Origin of the sequence: Paenibacillus sp. W4I10 (genome assembly GCF_030816325.1) — a bacterium.
Lineage (GTDB): Bacteria > Bacillota > Bacilli > Paenibacillales > Paenibacillaceae > Paenibacillus > Paenibacillus amylolyticus_B.
The window spans coordinates 1,015,141-1,035,251 of sequence record NZ_JAUSXX010000001.1 but is presented as its reverse complement, the minus strand read 5'-3'; the positions used below and the strand labels follow the sequence as shown (position 1 = coordinate 1,035,251).

Annotated in this window: 11 protein-coding genes; 8 read left to right on the top strand and 3 right to left on the bottom strand. The window is 43.5% G+C overall.

The genetic code is table 11. The features are described from left to right. The first annotated feature begins 37 nt into the window (after window positions 1-37). The 3 genes from QF049_RS04630 to QF049_RS04620 all read left to right on the top strand — a co-directional run bounded on the left by QF049_RS04630 (window position 38) and on the right by QF049_RS04620 (window position 3,157). On the top strand, window positions 38-1,153 hold the full coding sequence (locus QF049_RS04630; RefSeq protein WP_307535200.1) for an NADH:flavin oxidoreductase: 1,116 nt from the start codon (window positions 38-40) through the stop codon (window positions 1,151-1,153). Window positions 1,154-1,379: 226 nt separating this feature from the next. Continuing rightward, entirely contained in the window at window positions 1,380-2,231 is an 852-nt protein-coding gene (locus QF049_RS04625; RefSeq protein WP_307535198.1) for an AraC family ligand binding domain-containing protein, read from the top strand. Further along, window positions 2,228-3,157 carry a DMT family transporter gene (locus QF049_RS04620; protein WP_307535196.1) on the top strand — a complete coding sequence of 310 codons (930 nt, stop codon included), beginning with the start codon at window positions 2,228-2,230 and terminating at the stop codon, window positions 3,155-3,157. Before QF049_RS04625 ends, QF049_RS04620 begins: the two co-directional genes overlap by 4 nt. 70 nt (window positions 3,158-3,227) lie before the next feature. Here QF049_RS04620 and QF049_RS04615 read toward each other — a convergent pair whose 3' ends face one another. Continuing rightward, complete coding sequence (locus tag QF049_RS04615; protein ID WP_307535194.1) at window positions 3,228-3,929, bottom strand: pseudouridine synthase; 702 nt, start codon at window positions 3,927-3,929, stop codon at window positions 3,228-3,230. 204 nt (window positions 3,930-4,133) lie between these two features. Here QF049_RS04615 and QF049_RS04610 point away from each other — a divergent pair, with 204 nt between their 5' ends. From QF049_RS04610 to QF049_RS04590, 5 genes are all read left to right on the top strand, one after another. Further along, entirely contained in the window at window positions 4,134-4,775 is a 642-nt protein-coding gene (locus QF049_RS04610; protein WP_307535192.1) for a DUF1963 domain-containing protein, read from the top strand. Window positions 4,776-5,216: 441 nt separating this feature from the next. Then, the gene (locus QF049_RS04605; protein ID WP_307535189.1) at window positions 5,217-6,332 is read left to right on the top strand and encodes an MFS transporter; all 1,116 of its coding nucleotides are present in this window, start codon (window positions 5,217-5,219) and stop codon (window positions 6,330-6,332) included. A 90-nt stretch (window positions 6,333-6,422) separates the two neighbouring features. Then, complete coding sequence (locus tag QF049_RS04600) at window positions 6,423-7,661, top strand: aspartate aminotransferase family protein (protein WP_307535187.1); 1,239 nt, start codon at window positions 6,423-6,425, stop codon at window positions 7,659-7,661. 239 nt (window positions 7,662-7,900) lie between these two features. After that, on the top strand, window positions 7,901-8,950 hold the full coding sequence (locus tag QF049_RS04595) for a zinc-dependent alcohol dehydrogenase (RefSeq protein WP_307535185.1): 1,050 nt from the start codon (window positions 7,901-7,903) through the stop codon (window positions 8,948-8,950). A gap of 69 nt (window positions 8,951-9,019) precedes the next feature. Further along, window positions 9,020-9,757, top strand: a complete 738-nt coding sequence (locus QF049_RS04590) for an HAD family hydrolase (protein WP_307535182.1) — start codon at window positions 9,020-9,022, stop codon at window positions 9,755-9,757. 144 nt (window positions 9,758-9,901) lie between these two features. Here the strand turns inward: QF049_RS04590 and QF049_RS04585 are convergent, their stop codons facing one another. Together QF049_RS04585 and QF049_RS04580 are read right to left on the bottom strand one after the other, a co-directional pair. Further along, window positions 9,902-10,084, bottom strand: coding sequence for a YjfB family protein (locus QF049_RS04585; protein WP_091020566.1), 183 nt, complete (start codon window positions 10,082-10,084; stop codon window positions 9,902-9,904). Window positions 10,085-10,276: 192 nt separating this feature from the next. After that, window positions 10,277-20,098, bottom strand: coding sequence for a non-ribosomal peptide synthetase (locus QF049_RS04580; RefSeq protein ID WP_307535179.1), 9,822 nt, complete (start codon window positions 20,096-20,098; stop codon window positions 10,277-10,279). Between the last annotated feature and the right edge of the window lie 13 nt (window positions 20,099-20,111).

The following is a 20,111-nucleotide window of genomic DNA, read 5'->3' as shown; positions in this document are numbered from 1 at the left end:
ACCCGCTTGAAGGTGCATAATAATGGAGGTGCTTAGTTTGAGTAATCAACAACATAACGTTATTTCTACGGAGTTTCTGTTCCAACCATACACTGATCAAAAATTAACCCTGTCCTCGCGCATCGTCATGTCCCCCATGGCTCGTGCCTTCTCCCCGGATGGTGTCCCGGGCCCCGATGTAGCCGCATATTATCGTCGGCGTGCCGAGCATGGTGTTGGACTCATTATTACAGAAGGTGCGACCATTGAGCATCCATCTGCATCAAGTGAGCCTAGAATCCCTCATATGTATGGAGAAGCAGCTCTTCAAGGCTGGGCTGAAGTGGTCGAACAAGTCCATGAAGCCGGCGGCAAGATTTTTCCGCAGATTTTACACATGGGAATCGTTCGTCCTTCAGGATCTAACCCACACCCGGAAGCTGCATCACTAAGTCCATCGGGAGTTGATATGGAAGGTACTCAAGTAGGTGCACCTATGACGGAGACAGAGATCGCAACTGTGATTCAAGCTTATACTGATGCAGCAGTTAATGCGCAACGTATCGGTTTTGACGGAATTGAGCTTCACGGTGCACACGGTTTTCTGATCGATCAGTTTTTCTGGAAAACAACGAATAGGAGAACGGACCGCTATGGCGGTGACCTTCAGAAACGAACTCAATTCGCGGTTGAACTTGTAATGGCAGTTCGTGCTGCGGTAGGTCCTGATTTTCCTATTGCGATGCGGATTTCCCAATGGAAGATGAATGATTATCAAGCCAGACTGTTCGACACCCCCGAACAATTGGAACAATTCCTTCGTTTGTTAGTTGACGCAGGTGTAGATATCTTTCACTGCTCGACACGACGCTTCTGGGAGCCCGAGTTCGAAGGATCTGAGCTTGGATTTGCAGGTTGGGTAAGAAAACTGAGTGGCCGAACCACAATTACCGTTGGTTCTGTGGGTATGCCAGATGAGCCTGAAGCAGGAGCAGATAAAACAACACATCCAGGTATGGGCGAACTCATGAAGCGATATGAGCAACAGGAATTTGATCTGGTAGCTGTGGGACGTGCACTCCTTGGTGATCCGGCATGGGCTGCCAAAATACTCGAAGGCCGCGTATCCGAGATTCAGGCTTTTACACCTGAAGCACTCGCTACGTTACACTAAGAACAATTACTTATTGTTCCAGACATTTTTTCTCCCATAAAATATAGGCTTGCACTTATGAATCAACTATACTAAACAAAGGGCTCGCTTTCCCTCCGGGATAGCGGGTATTTTGTTTTTGGAGATATCTGTCCGATCAGACACTTCGAGCAATAGCAATATCATTCAAGAAAATTCCTTCTTTGCATCCTATAATGACGTTAACATACAAGAAAGAAGGTGCATCATGGCTCGGGAAGTACGAACTGTTGTATTTGATACTGATCTACAGCTAGAAGCTTATCAATTTGAAGGCATTATGCAGAAGTTTCCCAATCATTTTCATGACTATTATGTCATTGGATTCATTGAGCAAGGCAAGCGACACCTCGTCTGCAACAACGAAGAATATGTTCTGAATAGTGGAGATATGATTGTCTTTAATCCACATGATCCACATGCCTGCGAACAGGTCGATGGAAGAACCCTCGATTATCGCTGTATCAATGTCCAGCCTGAGGTTATGCGAGAGTATGCGAGAGAGATTACTGGACAAGCTTACTTGCCACGGTTTACATCCCCCGTTCTCTATCAAAGTGAACTTGTAGGTTCCCTGCACGAGCTGCATCAGATGATTCTAGAGGAGCAATCCGATTTTTGCAAAGAAGAATTGTTACTCTTACTACTGGATCAATTGCTGCGAGATTATTCAGATGCTGAACCACCTGTTTCCACACAGGATGTGACCACAGAGATCAGACGCATATGTGATTACATAGAAGCTCATTATATGGAGAGCATCTCGCTGAACGAGTTAGCCGATTTGACGGAGATGAGCAAGTACCACCTGCTGCGTTTATTCACTCGCCAGAAAGGGATATCACCTTACCGCTACCTGGAAACGATTCGCATAAATCAAGCCAAACGTCTGCTGGAACAAGGCCTGCTTCCGATTGAAGTAGCCGCACAGACAGGATTCAGTGACCAGAGCCATTTCACGAATTTTTTCAAAAAACTGATCGGCCTGACACCCAAGCAATATAGACGTATCTTCAATCATGATACCGAGCCGAAACGAAACACCGATCACATCATATGACGAGTCATCATAATACCAAGGTATCTACCGGACATTTGCTCGCTTTGTTTACCATCTTAGTCTGGGGGACTACGTTTGTCTCAACGAAGGTTCTGCTGATTGACTTTACTCCTGTAGAAATTTTATTTTTTCGCTTTCTGATCGGGTATGTGGTACTCGTACTGATCTATCCGCGTTCACTGCGGACCGCCTCATTCAGAGAAGAATGGTTATTTATCGGAGCAGGAATATGTGGAGTAACTCTATATTTTCTCATTGAAAATATTGCACTGGTGTATACAACTGCTTCCAACGTGGGTGTTATTGTCTCCATTGCCCCGTTCTTCACTGCCGTGCTCGCACATTTCTTCTTAGATGGTGAGAAGTTAACTCGCCGCTTTATTATCGGATTCGGGATTGCCTTGAGCGGCATCCTACTCATCGCACTAAATGGCAGTTTCATTCTGCAACTGAATCCGATAGGTGATCTGCTTGCTTTCATCGCACCTGCGGTATGGGCGATCTACTCTGTGTTAATGCGAAAAATTGGCGAGCTTTGTTATCACACCATTGGTGCGACTCGCAAAGTGTTTTTCTATGGCCTGATCTTCATGCTTCCAGCTCTATTCCTGTTTGAATTCCATTGGGAACTCGGACGCTTCACGAACATGACCAATCTCTCCAATATTCTCTACCTCGGTCTGGGTGCCTCCGCGTTGTGTTTCGTGACCTGGAACCGGGCCGTGAATCTTCTCGGAGCTATCAAAACGAGCGTATATATCTATCTGGTGCCTGTCATTACTGTTGTGTCATCTGCACTGATTCTTCAAGAGCAGATAACCTGGGTGATTGTACTCGGTGCGTTCTTAACCCTATTTGGCTCTTACATTTCAGAGCGAAAAGGACACAAGCTTAACAACAAAAACACTAATCCGCATAGGGGTTAGTGTTTGCTTCATTTTTTACTGATATAACTGGACATCGTGGTTGACCACCGTTGACATGAACAGAAGTCATTCATTTTATCTCATTCAATTGACACAGCAGAATCTCCAGTTCCTCTTGCTCCAGATGACGCCATTGCCCCCGCTCCAGTTGATCCAGCGTAATATTCATAATTCGCACGCGCTCCAGCTTCAGGACTCGGTACCCCAAGGCTTTGCACATTCTCCGGATCTGCAGATTGAGACCCTGTGTCAGAATAATACGAAATACATTGTCACTTTGCCTGTACACTTCGCAGGGCTTGGTCACCACATCCAGAATTTCAACGCCATCAGACATGGACTTTACAAATTCGTCGGTTATGGGTTTGTCTACAGTCACTACATATTCTTTATCATGATTATGCTCTGAACGCATCATCTTGTTCACAATGCCTCCGTCATTCGTAAGCAAAATCAACCCCTCAGATGCCTTATCCAGCCTGCCTATCGCAAATATGCGAGAAGGATAATTCATATATTGAATGATGTTCCCCTCCACATGTTCTGCTGCTGTGCAGACAATACCAATGGGTTTGTTCAAAGCAATGTAGACAGGTTCGCTGTCATTACGAGGAATCTGCTTCCCATCAATGAGTACCACATCGTGAGGTTCAACTTCCGCCCCTTTTTCACATACCCTGCCATTGATCGTTATGCGTCCAGTTGCAATTAAACGGTTCGTTTCCCTGCGGGAGCAGAATCCCGTTTCACTTATGTATTTGTTAATTAACATGTGTCACCACTTCTCATCTATAGTATTGCCACTGGTTCTTAGAGTGCTGGTACGTTCATTCGCTTTGTGCAATGAGTTAGCACCTTGTACTGATTTTCATTCCACATCATCTCATTTATACTAAAACGAAGCAATGAATTGTTATATAAAAACACATACAACATTACATAGGAATGCCAAAATACACTCTGGAGGGAGTTTCTCATGTACAAAGTTACTCGAATTACAGTTGACCCCGATGATCCAAACCAAGACTCTGGCATGTGGATTGGCGGAGAAATGGCATACGTTTCCGACTGGCCGCTCAACCCTGAGGGGCAGCCTTTATTACATCTGTTCTCCATTAATTGCAATACACTTTCACAGCAGGTCCATATCCCTTCCTTACCACAAGATAAATATATCTCGGTCTTCTCAACCTACTCCGCCTCCGAATACTTTCTGGATCAGGTAACCTATACGGGGGATGAGCTGGAATGGAACGAGAATATTCTCGCCGGGTGCACTTATGTCTCGGTATCTTCGCATCCACTCACTTCCGTATGTCCCGTTCCACCCATTCCGTTAAGCGGCGTACGTTTGATTGAAATGGAGTTAGACGATCAGGCATTCCCTGCATTCCCTGCATTCTCATTTTTCTCTCCCACTTTACCAAACGGTGTGAAAGGAATTGACCATTTGCTAGAGGAACATCAACTGGTGTGTCAAATATATTCCGGAGATTTTCCTGAGCCTTATCGGGATATATTGGGTCTTCCCGATGCAAACGGTTATTTATTTTTGCGAAGTGGTCCGGCGTCTGTTCACGCACCATTCGATGGAATTTTCTTTGTACAGACTGCTTAATAGCGATACGTGGAAGTCAGGTATCATCATATAAAACGGCTAATCAAAACGTTTCCCGTATACTCAGACAGGGAACGTTTTTTTATATATGCACGTTTTACTATTATCGATCAATACAGATGCCAAACCCTGTTAAAAGGTCATATGGATTGGATCATATTTATCCTTTCGACACGAAATCGTTTTAGAAAAAAATATAACACAATAAATATTTCCAACCTTCAAAACTTAACATTATTTTACAATAAAAAGCATGTACATTTGTGCATTTATGGTATAAGTTATATATGAAATAAACATTAATTACATAATATAAAATTTTTATCCAACTAGGAGGCGGGCTTTTGAAAAGAATATTCGCTCTAAGCTGCGGTTTTTATCTGTTAATCGGCATAACCAGCGTTGTGCTCGGTGCACTTCTCCCTGTTTTATTGTCACATTATGAACGCGGTTACAGTGATGGCGGATTTTTATTGTTTTCTTCTGCAGTTTCTTGGATTTCTTGTCGGTGTAATTGTAGCTCCTGCCCTGACAGCCCGTATCGGAAGAAAAGCTATGCTGACCCTTGCCCTGATCTGTATTGTAGCCGCTTATACATTACTCGGTTTTTTGCCCTCCTGGCCTGTGGTTCTCCTTCTCACGATTATCGTAGGCTTCGGTTCAGGTATCATCGAACCCTCTGTAGGTGCATTCACAATCGAATTCACTGAGAATCAAAAGGCGGTCGCCATGTCCAAGCTGGATGTCTTCTTTGCTCTTGGAGCACTTCTCATCCCGGCTGTTGCCGCTTTATTCATCTGGATGGATCTGTGGCATCTTACTTTTTATACGGTGGCCGTGTTGTCACTGGTTCTCATGCTGCTGTGGATCACTATGCCCCGGCCAGCCGCACTTTATCTGGAACAGGCTGGCGAGAATACAGTGGCACATGCAGCAGGTAAAGCCCAATATTCGAGAAAACATCTGGGTCTGCTGACGATCTTCGTCATCTTCTTTTTCATCTACATGGGATTGGAATTGGGATTGATGAACTTCCTGCCCTCCATACTCGTAGAACGACTGCAACTTCAGGAATCTGTCGCATCGCTGAGTGTCTCCATCCTGTGGATTGCGATGATCATCGGTCGTCTTTTCTCCGGAAAAATAGCCGAATCCGTCAACTATATGCCTTTCCTGATCTGGAGTACGGTTGGCACGCTTTTGTTTACGGTCGCTATGGTATTTGTAACTGGACAGTGGGCAACGTATGTGCTCATCTTCGGAACCGGTCTGTTCATGTCAGGGCTGTTCTGTATCGCACTGGTCTACGCAAATGTGCTCATTCCCGGTATGACCGAGCGGACAACCAGTATCCTGATCGCATCGGGTGGTATTGGAGGTGCCATCTTGCAGTATGTGACTGGATGGAGTATGAGTACATGGCCTGTCGTGAATACGATCTGGATTTTGGCCGGATTCTGTCTGATCTTGCTTGTTACTTTGATGGTCTCTCATCTATGGACTGTAAAAAATAATGCAGTACGTGCTGCTCTCGCACAACATAGCAAGGAAATGTAAACATCGTTTCTTAAGGGAGGTGATGCCCGCATCATCCGGGATTGTTGAGCTTCGTTCGAGCTAGTACACCATTATATTGGAGGAAATCGTATGCAAACTTTAACCAACAACCGCTTCATAGCCGGAAAAGGGATTAAGTTGATTGACGATTCAGGTGTTGAATACCTGGATGGCGTGTCGGGCACGTTCAATCTGTCACTGGGCTATAATCACCCACATGTTGTCAGCAAAATTCAGGAACAAGTCGGCAATCTGACGCATATGTCTTCCTCCTTCACCGAACCGTACGTAAATGAAGTACTTGATCACTTAATCGAATATGCTCCAAACGACATTAATGCCGGATGGATGCGGGATATTACTGGTTCAACTGCCAACGAATGTGCAACCAAAATTGCACAGAAGTATACCGAATCGACAGACATCATCAGCCTGTATCTGTCCCATCATGGGCAGACCCAATTTGCCACCGGGATTTCGGGGAATGCCTTCCGGCGGAAACGCTTCCCCAATTCGGCTGTGGCTAACGCTGTCCATGTACCTGCCCCATACTGTTATCGTTGCCCATTCAAATCCTCAAATGGAGACTGCGGCTATCAATGTGTTGAAGCTATATCTGATGCGATAGAATATGCAAGTTCCGGCTCAGTCGCCTGTATGATTATTGAACCCATTCTCGGGAATGGAGGCAATATCATCCCTCCCGCCGGATATTTCAAACGACTGCGTAAACTGTGTGATGAGTACAATATTATTCTCATTGCTGACGAAGTACAGACAGGAATCGGTCGTACCGGAACCATGTTTGCCAGCGAACTGTTTGATATCCAGCCTGATATGATTACTCTTGCCAAAGGTCTTGGCGGAATTGGCGTACCTGTTGCTGCTGTATTAATGCAATCCCGATTGAATGTGCTCGAAAAGCATGAACACTCCTTCACCTCAGGAAGCAATCTGATCTCCGTAACCGCTGCCAAATCCACCCTGGAGGTGGTATCTGAACCTGGATTTCTGGATGCCGTGAAACGCAAAGGTGAAATTCTGGGTGAATTGCTGCATGAATTGGCTATAAAATACCCAAGTATCGGGGAAGCTCGTGGTGTCGGGTTAATGTGGGGGTTGGAGATTGTAGGTGACGGTAATGAGCCGGATATGCTAAAAACCAATGCCATTGTTGACCGCGCTTTTACAGATGAGCATCTAATCTTGAGAAGTTCAAGATATGGCTTCGGCAACGTGGTTAAGGTCCGGCCTTCCCTTACCACAACCGAAGACGAACTGGTTGAGATTGTGGAGCGGCTGGATTCGGTGCTTGCCAGCGTTCATTAAAACATTTCAATTCAACTGTTCGAAGTGGGCGTTCCGGTTACGAATCGTTCTTATGATCGCTGTTATCCACGGATTTTCTTGAATTCCCTTTTACGAGGGAAAAATCCTTTGATAAAGGCGAACGCTCCGCTTCTTCAGAATCGATTTCGTCCCCTTCACTACTTTCGTATCTTGTCAGAAACTGTTTTAAGATGAATCGCTATATTTATATTTTTATATAATTATAAGGAGGTTATATCATGCTTGCATTGGTATACAAATCGGCTTGGGATGTGGCGCTTGAGGAACGGCCTGTTCCAGAAATCACGAGAGATAATCAGGTGTTGGTTCGTATTCGGGCGACAGGTGTATGTGGTACCGATCTCGGTATTGTAAGCGGCAAATATCATGCGGTTCCTTCTGTCATTCTCGGTCATGAGTCTGCCGGGGAAGTCATTGATGTTGGATCTGCGGTAACGACATTACAACCGGGCGACCGTGTTGTGATCGATCCTACCTACTATTGCGGACAATGTGACATGTGCAGAACAGGTAGACAAAATCATTGCACACACAAGTCTGTTACCGAGACAGGTGTGAGTGCTGACGGAACATTTACAGATTATTATGTGACCGAGGATCGCTTTTTGTACAAATTGAAGGATCATGTGAGCTATGAGGAAGCGACTTTGACGGAACCACTCAGCTGTATGCTGACGGGGATTAATCAGATTCATTTACTGCCGAATTTCAGAACGATCATCCTCGGAGCAGGCCCGATTGGCATTCTGTACAGCTACGCGCTCGCTTCCAAAGGGGTCACAGGCTGTCTGGTCGACATCTCTGAGGAACGCTTAGCCATTGCTGGTTCCATTGCACCTGAACGTTGGGAAGTTCATTCATCCTTCGAAAATGCAATAGAATCGCTGTCACCCGCAACCCATCAGGTCGATATGATCGTGGATACAACAGGTGTTGTGGGCACACAAGTGCTTTCCCAGCTCGCCAGTGGCGGCTATCTGATGCTGGTTGGTCTGAGAGATGGAAACACATCCTTCAATCCCAAGGAAGTTGTGGACCGCAGTCTGAAAATTATTGGTTCCATCGACTCTCTGGGGACATTCGCTACCGCACATTATATGATTGAACAAGGGATTATTCCGGCAAAAAAAATCATCACCCACTCCTTCCCGTTGGAGGATTACGAAGAGGCATTCCGCACACTTGGCTGCGATATTCAGGGACGCACACTTCAAGCTTCTTCACATGCCATTAAAGTTGTACTGCAATCCAGCGGTTCCAGTTTCTAAAGTGGAAGGTTAACCATGAATGGATTACATTAGACATATGTTTACACAATCCTGGAGGAGGAATACAACATGGCAGCAAACAAAGAATCTAACGGACTGGGAGCGCCCAATGATGACATCATTCAAGCGGTCATTTTTGACATGGATGGTGTACTGATTGACAGTGAACCGATTTATTTCGAGATTGAGCGCAGCTCTTTTGCCCATTTTGGAACAAGGGTGACTGATGAAGAACATCATACCTATGTTGGAGTTACGCTGGAATCCATGTGGCAGCAAGTATTGGACAAACATCAGCTGACAGCTACGCTGGAAGAAATATTTGCTTATCATCAGCATAATGTGATGCAAACCATGCTTGCCCACCCGAATCTGACGGCCATGCCTTCCGTGGAACGCTGGTTAAGCTGGCTGCATGATCAACACGTACCAATAGCCGTTGCTTCTTCCTCTCCACGTGCACTGATTGATCTGATCATGGACAAAACCGGACTTGGACAATACTTTGAGGTGCGAATGACAGGTGAGGAAGTTACGAATGGCAAGCCGGCACCAGATATTTTCCTGACCACAGCTGAAATGATTGGTGCATCCCCTTCGAATTGTCTGGTGATCGAGGACTCACGCAATGGTGTTCAGGCCGCCAAAAGTGCAGGCATGCGCTGTATCGGATATCGCAATCCGGGATCAGGCAACCAGGACTTGTCCAAAGCCGATCTTCAGATTTCCAGTTACGATGAGTTATGGACATTGAAGGACACACTGCCCTTTGAAGGCAGATTGCCAAGTTTGTCAAAGTTTCGCTGAGAAGATCATAATAAAAAGATCGTAATTTCGGAATGAGTATTTAAAATAAAACAACCCAAACGGCTTCAATTCATTTGAATTGGAGCTGTTTGGGTTTTGCTTGCTGCAATGGGTGTTACATAAGAACACATGCTGTAATTTCAACTAAACCGAAAGATCGAGACTTCTACCCAGATTGGGATGAGGAGCAGGCACAGACTTCAACATTTCCGTCATCTGCTGGCCTTGCTGCTGTGCCATGTCTTTCGTAATCGACATCACTTGCAAGCTTGCCGACTGTACGACCGAAGCTTGGCTCATTGCCATTGATAATGCTGCAATATCCATGTTTTTCACTCCTTTCACTTTCTGATTACATAGATGTACTTATTATATATCGGTTAGAAGGGAGGAATTGTTAAAAGGTCGATCAAAATGTATACGGAAATCCATTCCATTCAATCACACCACCCCAGGTCTGTGGTGTAACGAATCACAGAGACGTTATTTCGTCGATTGGATCGTTTTTTTACTTGTGCATTAATAACTGTTCGACGTAATCAATGCAAGTTCGTTTATTTTAACTTCCGGGTTACTTACCACCTGTTGAATCATGGAAATAAAGTGTTTTTGAATCTGTTCAACGTTAGATAAGTCATACACATTGGCATTGTACATCAATATGATCTTCATCTTTTCATGAGGCTTGACGATCAAAGTAAAATCAAAACTATTGTGTTCTGTACCCCCAACATTCATAATCTCAAGCGGTATTTCGCCTTTTTGACCCAAACTCTCCATTCGATGATCTACCGGGAAGTTCTGATACACAACAACATGGTTAATCAGAGATTGTTTTTGCTTGGTCAGATTTTGAATATCATATAACGAATACGTATCATATGCATGTGACTCCACAGCTTGTGCCTGATTCCTTTTCATTAGAGATATAAATGACTCATCGGCCTGAGCCTGGATACGAACAGGAATCGCATTAATAAATAATCCAATCATACTTTCGATCCCAGGAATGACAGGTGGTCTGCCCGATACAACACTTCCGAATACAACATCGTTGCTTTCATTGTATTGCTGCAACAATACACCCCAGACCGTCTGCACTAACGTATGGAGCGTTACATGCTGCTGTTCTGCAATCTGTTTCATTTGCTCGATTAGTACATCATCCAAATAACAGTTTAGTGTTCTGGAATCCTGTCTTTCATGTTTCGGTTTGATTTTTTCTCCAGGCAGTTTCGTTTGCCCCTCATAACCATCCAAGTAATGACTCCAATAGGTTATTGCACCTTGATGATTTTGCTGTTCCAACCATTCAATGAATTGACTATAAGGTGTTAATAGAGTCACTTGAGGCTTTCTATTCTCCCGAATCGCAAAGTAATTCTCAAATATTTCTTTGCTTACCAGAGACATACACCAGCCGTCCATCAAAATATGGTGAAAACTCCATATGACGCGGTATTCCTCATGCTTTGTTCGTAAAACAGACATACGTATTAGCGAATCTCGTTGTAAGTCAAATCCTCTTGCCTTGTCCTGCTCGATATACTCGTCAACATACGTTTTACGTTGCAGCTCACTTGTGCCAGCTACATCTTCATAGTGAAATTCAAATTTCTTCTCTTGATACACGATTTGAAGAGGGATATCCACGAAATCACTGTAAAAATTCGTTCTTAATATCGCATGCCTTTGCATTAATTGATCCAAACTTTGCGCAAAAGAAGTAACATCAAAATCTCCACGCATATCAAACATGATTTGTACAAAGTAAGCGCCCGAAATTGGATTCCGTTCACTTTCGTACAACATTTCCTTCTGTAATGGTGTAAGTGGGTACACATTTTCGATTCGACCGATGTGCCCAGTTTGTTCCACGATTTGATCCAATTGATCAATGGTTAATGACTTGCATGAAAAATCACTTGGCGTAAGCTCGGTTTGTTCCTTCGTTACACAATGTTCAACGACTCTATTAAGACCTTCCTTATAGAGACAAGCCAATTGCTCCATCGTTTCCCGGCGATATTGTTTTGAACTATAGTTAATGGACAGCGACAACCGACCCTCTGTAACAATGCCATTGATATTAAGCACAAATGGTCTCTTGTTGTTTTCACTTACGGATGGCCCGCTGGAATAATGCGAGAATTTAATGCCATCTTGGCCCGAATCCTGATTCACCTGTCCCATATAGTTGAAACTAATTTCGGGATTTTTCTCTAACTTGATTCCTTCATTTCCATGTGACAAATACCTCGAAATCCCGTAGCCAATGCCCTTGGTTGGGATCTGGCGCAGTCCTTCCTTGACGGTCTTAATCTTCCTTGATAAGTCAGCCCCGGACTCCATCGTAATCATAACGGGGTACATACTCGTAAACCATCCCACTGTACGCGTAATGTCCAGCTCCGGCAGGATGTCTTCTCTACCATGCCCTTCCAGATTTACAAGGATTTCTCCCATGCCTGTCCAATCATGAACAGCCATTCCTAATGCCGTTAGCAATATATCATTAATTTCCGTATGGTACGCATGATGTGTTTGCTTTAATAAAAGCTCGGTTTCCGCTGCTGTCCAATGAATGGTGATCGTTTCACTATCTTTGCCAATCGTCTCATCACAATCCATATCTTTAGGCAGCGGGCTTAGCTGAGCCTGCTCCACACGACTCCAGTATGGATTCTCTTGCTTCATCGCCGGGCTGTCTCCAAACGTAGACAATTGTTCTGCCCATTGTTTAAACGAGGTCGTTTTTTGAGGTAGCCGAATTTCTTCACCTCTTAAGAACTGGTCTTGCCCTGTCTGAATATCTTCATATAAAATACGCCATGATACCCCGTCTACCAACAAATGATGAATGGCAATAAGCAGGTGATCCCCTTCAGCACATTGGAACAACCCAAGTTTGATCAAAGGTCCGTGAGACAGATCCATACCACTCTGAATTTCTTTTGCTTTATTTTCAATGAACGATGCAGGATCTGCCTCTGTTTTGAGGTCAACGATTTCAAGGCTGTATAATCCTTCTTCGTCTGCCCCTCGATTCCACGCTTCATATCCGCCTTCAGGCGCTTGTCGATAAAGGATACGTAGAGCATCATGCTGTTTAACGATCTTATCCATGATGCTGTGAATAAAGCGGACATCAAACCCTTTTTCACGAAAGAACATCATTTCCTGATTGTAATGATGTGCGTCCACCATATTTTGATCAAAGAACCAGCGCTGAACAGGTGTCATCATCACTTGTCCCGTAACTTCCCTTTGGTCAGAAATAGTGCTCACCGATGTAACGTGTTCACTCAACTCTGCTACTGTCGGATAGGTGAAGAAATGCTTCATTTCCACTTTATACCCTGCTTGAAGCAGTCGTGAGGAAACTTGAATACATTTAATCGAATCACCGCCGAGTTCAAAGAAATGATCTGATGTGCTAACCTTTTGAACACCAAGAACAGCTTCCCAGGCAGAGACGATCGCTTGTTCTACAGCGTTTTGTGGCGCCACATACTCGGTACCTTTTTGCATACGTTCTTGTGGAGAAGGTAATGCCTTTCGGTCAACCTTTCCATTGGAAGTTAACGGTATATGCTCTAAGTGAACAAAATAAGACGGGATCATATAATCCGGAATTTCATGAGATAATGCCATTCTGATTTTCTTCGCTGTCAGTGAGCTGTCGCCTTTCCAATATGCACACAACTGCTTCGAACCATCTTCATTTTCACGGGCAATAACGACCGCTTCCCGAATGAAGTCTATTTTCAAAAGCGCAGTTTCCACTTCGCCAAGCTCAATTCGGTAACCGCGAATTTTTACTTGATGATCGATTCGTCCCAGATATTCAATATTTCCATCCGGCAGCCATCTCGCGGCATCTCCTGAGCGATACATTTTCCCTTCTGTAATCCAGGGATGCTCCACAAATTTCTCTGCGGTTAAATCAGGTCGGTTCAGATATCCTCTGGCAAGCCCTTCACCTGCTACAACTAATTCTCCCTGAACACCGATCGGTTGAATCCGTTGATGTTGATCCAAAATATAGGTTTGCAACGTCGGGATTGGTTTTCCAATATTGCTCTTTCCAGCATGTATTTCAATGTCGGTTATTTCCTTATACGTTACATGAACCGTTGTTTCGGTTATCCCATACATATTAATTAACTGGATAAATGGATATTTCAGCTTCCAGTCCTTCAATAACATTGGATTGAGGGCTTCTCCTCCAAAAATCACTTTTCTTAATTTCAGATCTGCTGTATGACTTGCCAGTTCTTCCTGAAGAAGATGATAGAAGTACGTTGGCGTTTGATTCAAGATCGTCACTTGCTCGTTTTTTAACAATTGTAGAAATTGTTCCGGACTTTTTGCCGTCATTTGAGGTACGATAACCAGTTTTCCGCCATATAGCAATGCCCCGTACATCTCCCATACCGAAAAATCAAAACAAAAGGAATGGAACAGTGTCCATGTATCTGATGCCTTAAAATCAAACAAATTTTTACTGTTGAACAACAATCGCACCACATTTTTATGTGCAATACACGTACCTTTCGGTTTACCTGTCGTTCCTGAAGTATAGATCACGTAGGCCAAGCCTGTTGGTGTAGCAGTAACTCCCAAGTTCGAATGATCTTCATGATAGGACTCAGGTTGATCCAGGTAAACGACCTCTCCTGCAAAAGAGATGCGTTCTTGCAAATGACTTTGCATTAATAATACATGTACACCCGAATCCTCAAGCATGTAGTTTACACGATCCTCCGGATATTCAGGATCAATCGGCACGTATGCGCCACCCGCTTTCAAAATCGCAAGGATTCCTACAACCATGTCTAGCGAACGATCAGCGATGATCCCGATTAACTGATCATTTTGAATGCCTTTAGCCTTCAACGTTCTTGCCAATTGGTTGGCTTTCTCGTTCAGCGCTTGATAGGTCAAATGTTGATCCTCGAATACAACCGCAACGTGTTCAGGAGTTCTTGTCACTTGTTCCTCAAACAGTCCATGAATCGTCTTGTCCATTGGGTATTTAGCCATAGAATCATTAAAATGTTCCAAAATTTGTTTTTTCTCCTGTGTTGTAGTCAAGTCAATGTCATGGATAGGGATAAGCGGATTGTTGACCACTTGCTCCAACATCTGAATCAAGTGACCTTGAATGCGTTCTACGCTTGCCCGATCATAGACGTTAGCATTGTAATAGAACATACATTTCATGGATTGGCCTGGTTTAATAATCAGGTTAAAATCATAGTTCGTTTGTTCATCTGCTTCTACATTCGTAATCCGAAGAGCTGTCTCTTCCTGATCCCCAAACTGTTCCATAATGCCCTGTACAGGATAATTCTCGAATATCAGGATATGATCAATCAAATTTTGCTTTTGCGATGTTTCCGCTTGAATCTCGTATAACGGATACGTGTCATGTGGATGCGAAGCGACAGCATGTTCCTGATTCCGCTTCATAATCGCTGCAAATGTCTCGTTACCTTGAGTCTGAACGCGTACAGGAATGGTATTGATGAATAAACCAATGATTCGCTCAACTCCAACAATCGCCGCAGGTCTGCCCGACACCACGCTTCCGAATACAACATCCTCACTGCCGTTATATATCTGTAGTAACATTCCCCAGGCTGTTTGCATAAACGTATTCAGCGTCACCTGATTCTGACTGGCCACTTGTGCGATTTGTCCGGTTAATTCCTGACTAAGTGTACAAATCATATGCTCTGAATGATATTCATCACTCTTCGTAATTGAATGTTCTTTTGGCAAAGTGGTCTGCTCATCATAACCTTGCAAATAGTCACGCCAGTATTTCAGGGACTCTTCATGATCTTGGTTGTCCAGCCATTCAATATAGTGTTTGTATGGAATCGTACTCTTTGCCTCCAGTTTTCGTTGTTCCTGAATAGTAAAATATCCATCAAACAACTCCTGGATTACAAGAGACAGGCACCAGCCATCCATCAAAATATGATGATAATTCCAAATGAAACGATAGGTTTGGTCTTGCGTTTGCAAGATCGAGATACGCATTAACACATCCTGAGACAGGTCGAAACCTTTTATTTTATCTGCTCTTGTATAGTCTGCCACGTATGCTTTACGATCTTTTTCATTCATCTCACGCAAATCTTCGTATATAAGCCCATTCCGTTTATGACGGTATACCACTTGCAGAGGTCCATTCTTCCATTTGCTGTGGAAATTCGTTCTGAGAATCGAATTACGCTGCATCAACTGATCCAGACTCTTCGTAAAAGCTTCCACGTCTAACGAACCATGAAGATCCAGCGTGGTTTGAAGGAAATACGCTTCAGACTTTGAATGAAGCAGATGATGAAAGAACATTCCATTTTGCATCGGTGACAAAGCATATATATCTTCGATTTCACCAATGTGTTCCGATTCTTGAACAAATCCTTCTAATTCTTCAATCGTAATTCCTTTTAACGTTAGATCACTTGGTGTACATTCCGGCTTCTCTTTTGTCACACAATGCATCACGATTTCTTGCAGATGATCTCTAAAATATGTTGCCACTCGCTCCATCGTTTCTTTTTGATATTGGGTGCGACTATACCGAAGTGACAACGTCAATTTGCCTTCCACAATTAAGGCATTCATATCGATCAGAACATTTCTTCTGTGATTGTCGCTTGCTGTTGTTCCGCCTGGATAGGGAGAGATCTGCATCCCACTATTCTGAAGATCCTGATCAAATTGACCCAAATAGTTAAAACTAATTTCAGGATTCAAGGTAAAGGGCGTTTCTTGCTGATGTGCACTTAAATATCGTAAAATACCATAACCAATCCCTTTTTTAGGGATTTGACGAATCATTTCTTTGTTTGTTTTGATGAGAAAAGACATATTAGAACTTGCTTCCATATCAAGTACAACCGGATACTGGCTAGTAAACCATCCAATCGTTCGTGTAATATCGAGATCCGGTAAAATTTGTTCTCTTCCATGTCCCTCCAGATTGACCAGCACTTTATCCATGCCTGTCCATTGGTGAATAGACATGCCTAATGCATGGAGCAGCAAATCGCTAATCTCCGTTTTATAAGCACGATTCGCTTGTTTTAATAATTGCTCCGTTTCTGCCGCTGACCATTCCATCGTGATCTCTTCACTGTCTTTTTCGAGTGCATGATCCGCTTCGAAATCTGTAGGTAACGGCTTATAGGTTGCTTTTTCAATTTCATTCCAATATGCAATCTCTTGCGTTATCGCATCACTGTTCGCATACAACTGGAGCTGTTCTGCCCATAATTGGAATGAAGCCGTTTTTTGCGGTAGTTGAATCGATTCTCCATCACTTAATTGTTCATAGCCCCTCGATAGGTCTTCGATCAAAATTCGCCATGAAACTCCGTCGATGACTAGATGATGAATAACGATTAGTAAATGATCTCCGTCTGCACATCGGAATACGCCCAGCTTCATCAAGGGCCCACGTTCCAAAGTGAACGTGCTTTGCATTTCATTTGCCTTCTTCTCGATTTCTTGAGACGGATCTGCTAATGACTTGAAGTCCATCACTTCAAGTGTATATAAGGGGTCCTTTTCCTGCCCTTCATTCCACGCTTCATAACCCTGTTCTGTAAGGCGATATGCCGTACGAAGTGCATCATGATGCTCACTCAGTTTATCGAATACACAGCGAAGTGTGGCTTCGTGAAAACCTTCTTTCCGATACAGCATCACGGACTGATTATAATGATGGGCGTCCACCTTGTATTGCCCAAAAAACCAATGCTGGATTGGAGTCAGCATCACTTTTCCAGTGATGATTCCCTGTTCTGACAGGGTACTTATAGGTTGAACATAGGGAATCAAGCTTGCTATGGTTGGATTTTTAAACAGATGATCCATCTGCACCTGGTAACCTGCTTGATATAATCTTGAAGAGACTTGAATGGATTTAATCGAATCTCCTCCAAGCTCGAAGAAATTATCCAAAATCCCAATGTTCTCTACCCCAAGTACCTCTTCCCAGATCGATACAAGTTGTTGTTCCACCATCGTTCGGGGTGCTTCGTACTCCATGCCCTTCAACATATGTTCTTTGGGAGCAGGCAGCGCTTTGCGATCTATTTTCCCGTTGGACGTGAGCGGCATCTGATCCAGCTGTACAAAATAGGACGGAATCATGTAGTTTGGCAGCTGCTGGGACAGCGCCTCCCGCAGTTCCCCGATCGTGATTGCATCCTCTCCTACCAGGTACGCACATAATTGTTTGGTTCCCGTTTCATCTTCTCTGGCTATGACGATGACCTCTTTTATCTGGGTACTATTTAGAAGAGCCGTCTCCACTTCACCAAGTTCAATCCGGTGTCCACGAATTTTCTCTTGATGATCTACCCTTCCTATATACTCTATGTTCCCATCGGGCAGCCATCTTGCGAAGTCACCCGTCTTGTACATTTTTTCTCCCGAAACAAATGGATTATCCACGAATTTCTCCGCCATCAGATCTGGACGGTTCAAGTAACCTCTGGATAGCCCTGCTCCGGCTACACATAATTCTCCCTGAACTCCAATAGGCTGCAATTCATTCCGTTCTCCTAAAATGTAGACTCTATTGTTCGCAATAGGCTTCCCGATTGAGATATTTTGATCTGCCGACTTGATCGACAGAACTGTGGATACAACACTATTTTCGGTTGGACCGTATTCATTACACACTTCGATGCGTGGATTGATGCGCTGCAATTTGTGTATTAAGGCAGGAACAATCTTCTCTCCCGCAGCCACCACATTTTTCATGGATGCCCAATCTTCCGCGCTTACTTGTTCCAATAGGGTCATCAAGAAACTGGGTGGACTTTGGATGTGCGTGATTTGCTGTTTTTTGACCATCGTATTGATGGCTATAGCATCTTTACACTGTTGCTGGTTTAACAAATACACTGTCGAGCCAGATATCATCGGACCAAAGAAATGAGTAATAAATGAATCAAAAACGAAAGGATTCAGCATTAATACCCGATCATCTCCGGTAAAATGATAAAAATCCGACTTCCATTGCAGGGAATTCACAATGCTGGCATGTTCAATCATTACGCCTTTGGGATGACCTGTTGTTCCAGACGTGTAGATCATGTATGCCAAATCACTGGAGATCGCTCCATCTTCCAAATTTAAATGATCATCATGGTGATTTACTTCAGAATCCAGAATGACACATGTCCCTGCATAATGTTCCGGCTTCTGTATATGACTTTGATGCAGCAACCAAGCCACTTTTGAATCCTCAAGGATATAGTGAATACGGTCTGCCGGATATTCCGGATCGATTGGGACATATGCCCCGCCAGCTTTTAGAATACCGAATAGACCTATGATCATCTCAAGTGAGCGTTCTGCCATAATGCCAACGAACTGACCCGCCTGCACCCCCTTAGCTTGAAGCAATCGGGCCAATTGGTTGGATTTTTGATTTAACTCTCTGTACGTTAACTGTCTATTCTCAAATACGACTGCCGGATGGTCCGGTGTTCGTTCCACCTGTTCTTCAAATAATTGATGCATCGTTTTGTTCTGTGGATACCCAACCCTTGTATCGTTAAAGTCATATAACAGCTTGTTTCGATGAAACTCTGATAGCATATCAACTTGACTTAGCTCCAGATCAGGTTGGTTCAGCACAACGGAAAACAATTGGTCAAGATGTTCTACAATTTGAACCATATAATCGCGATCATAACGATCGTCATCATAAACTAATCTTAACTGAATGGAGTCGTTCTCCAGATCAAAGTGGAACATTGTCGCCGCTTTTACATGATTTTCATCAAGGGTGGGATGAATTTCATTCAACGAAACCAAGGTATGAATTAATGGGACATGGTTCGAATCATATTGAACATTTAGATGTTCAACCATTTTTCTGAAAGGAATTCGTTGATGCTGAATGGCTTCGGTTAAACTGGTCTTCACTTGATTAAATAAGGACTTGAATGACATCGCATGATTGATATTATTTTTTAAGACAAGAACCTTATTCGAGAGCGATAGATCATTGTTCTTTTCTTCCATCGTTGGTATGCCAATAATCATCTTGGTTTCATTCGTGTATTTATATAACAAACACTGAACTCCCGTTAATAAGATCGTATATATCGCCATAGGAGCATTTCGCGACATGGACTTGATTTTATATGAAACATCGGCTGACAAAGACTTATATATATCATTCTGGTGCTGCGTATCGTCTGTATGTTTGGAGGTTGTCTTGCAATAAGGCAAATGAACAAGATGATCCTCATCTTCAAATCGGCTTGCCCAATACGATTCCTGTTTTTTAAAAATAGACATACGGCACCCCGAT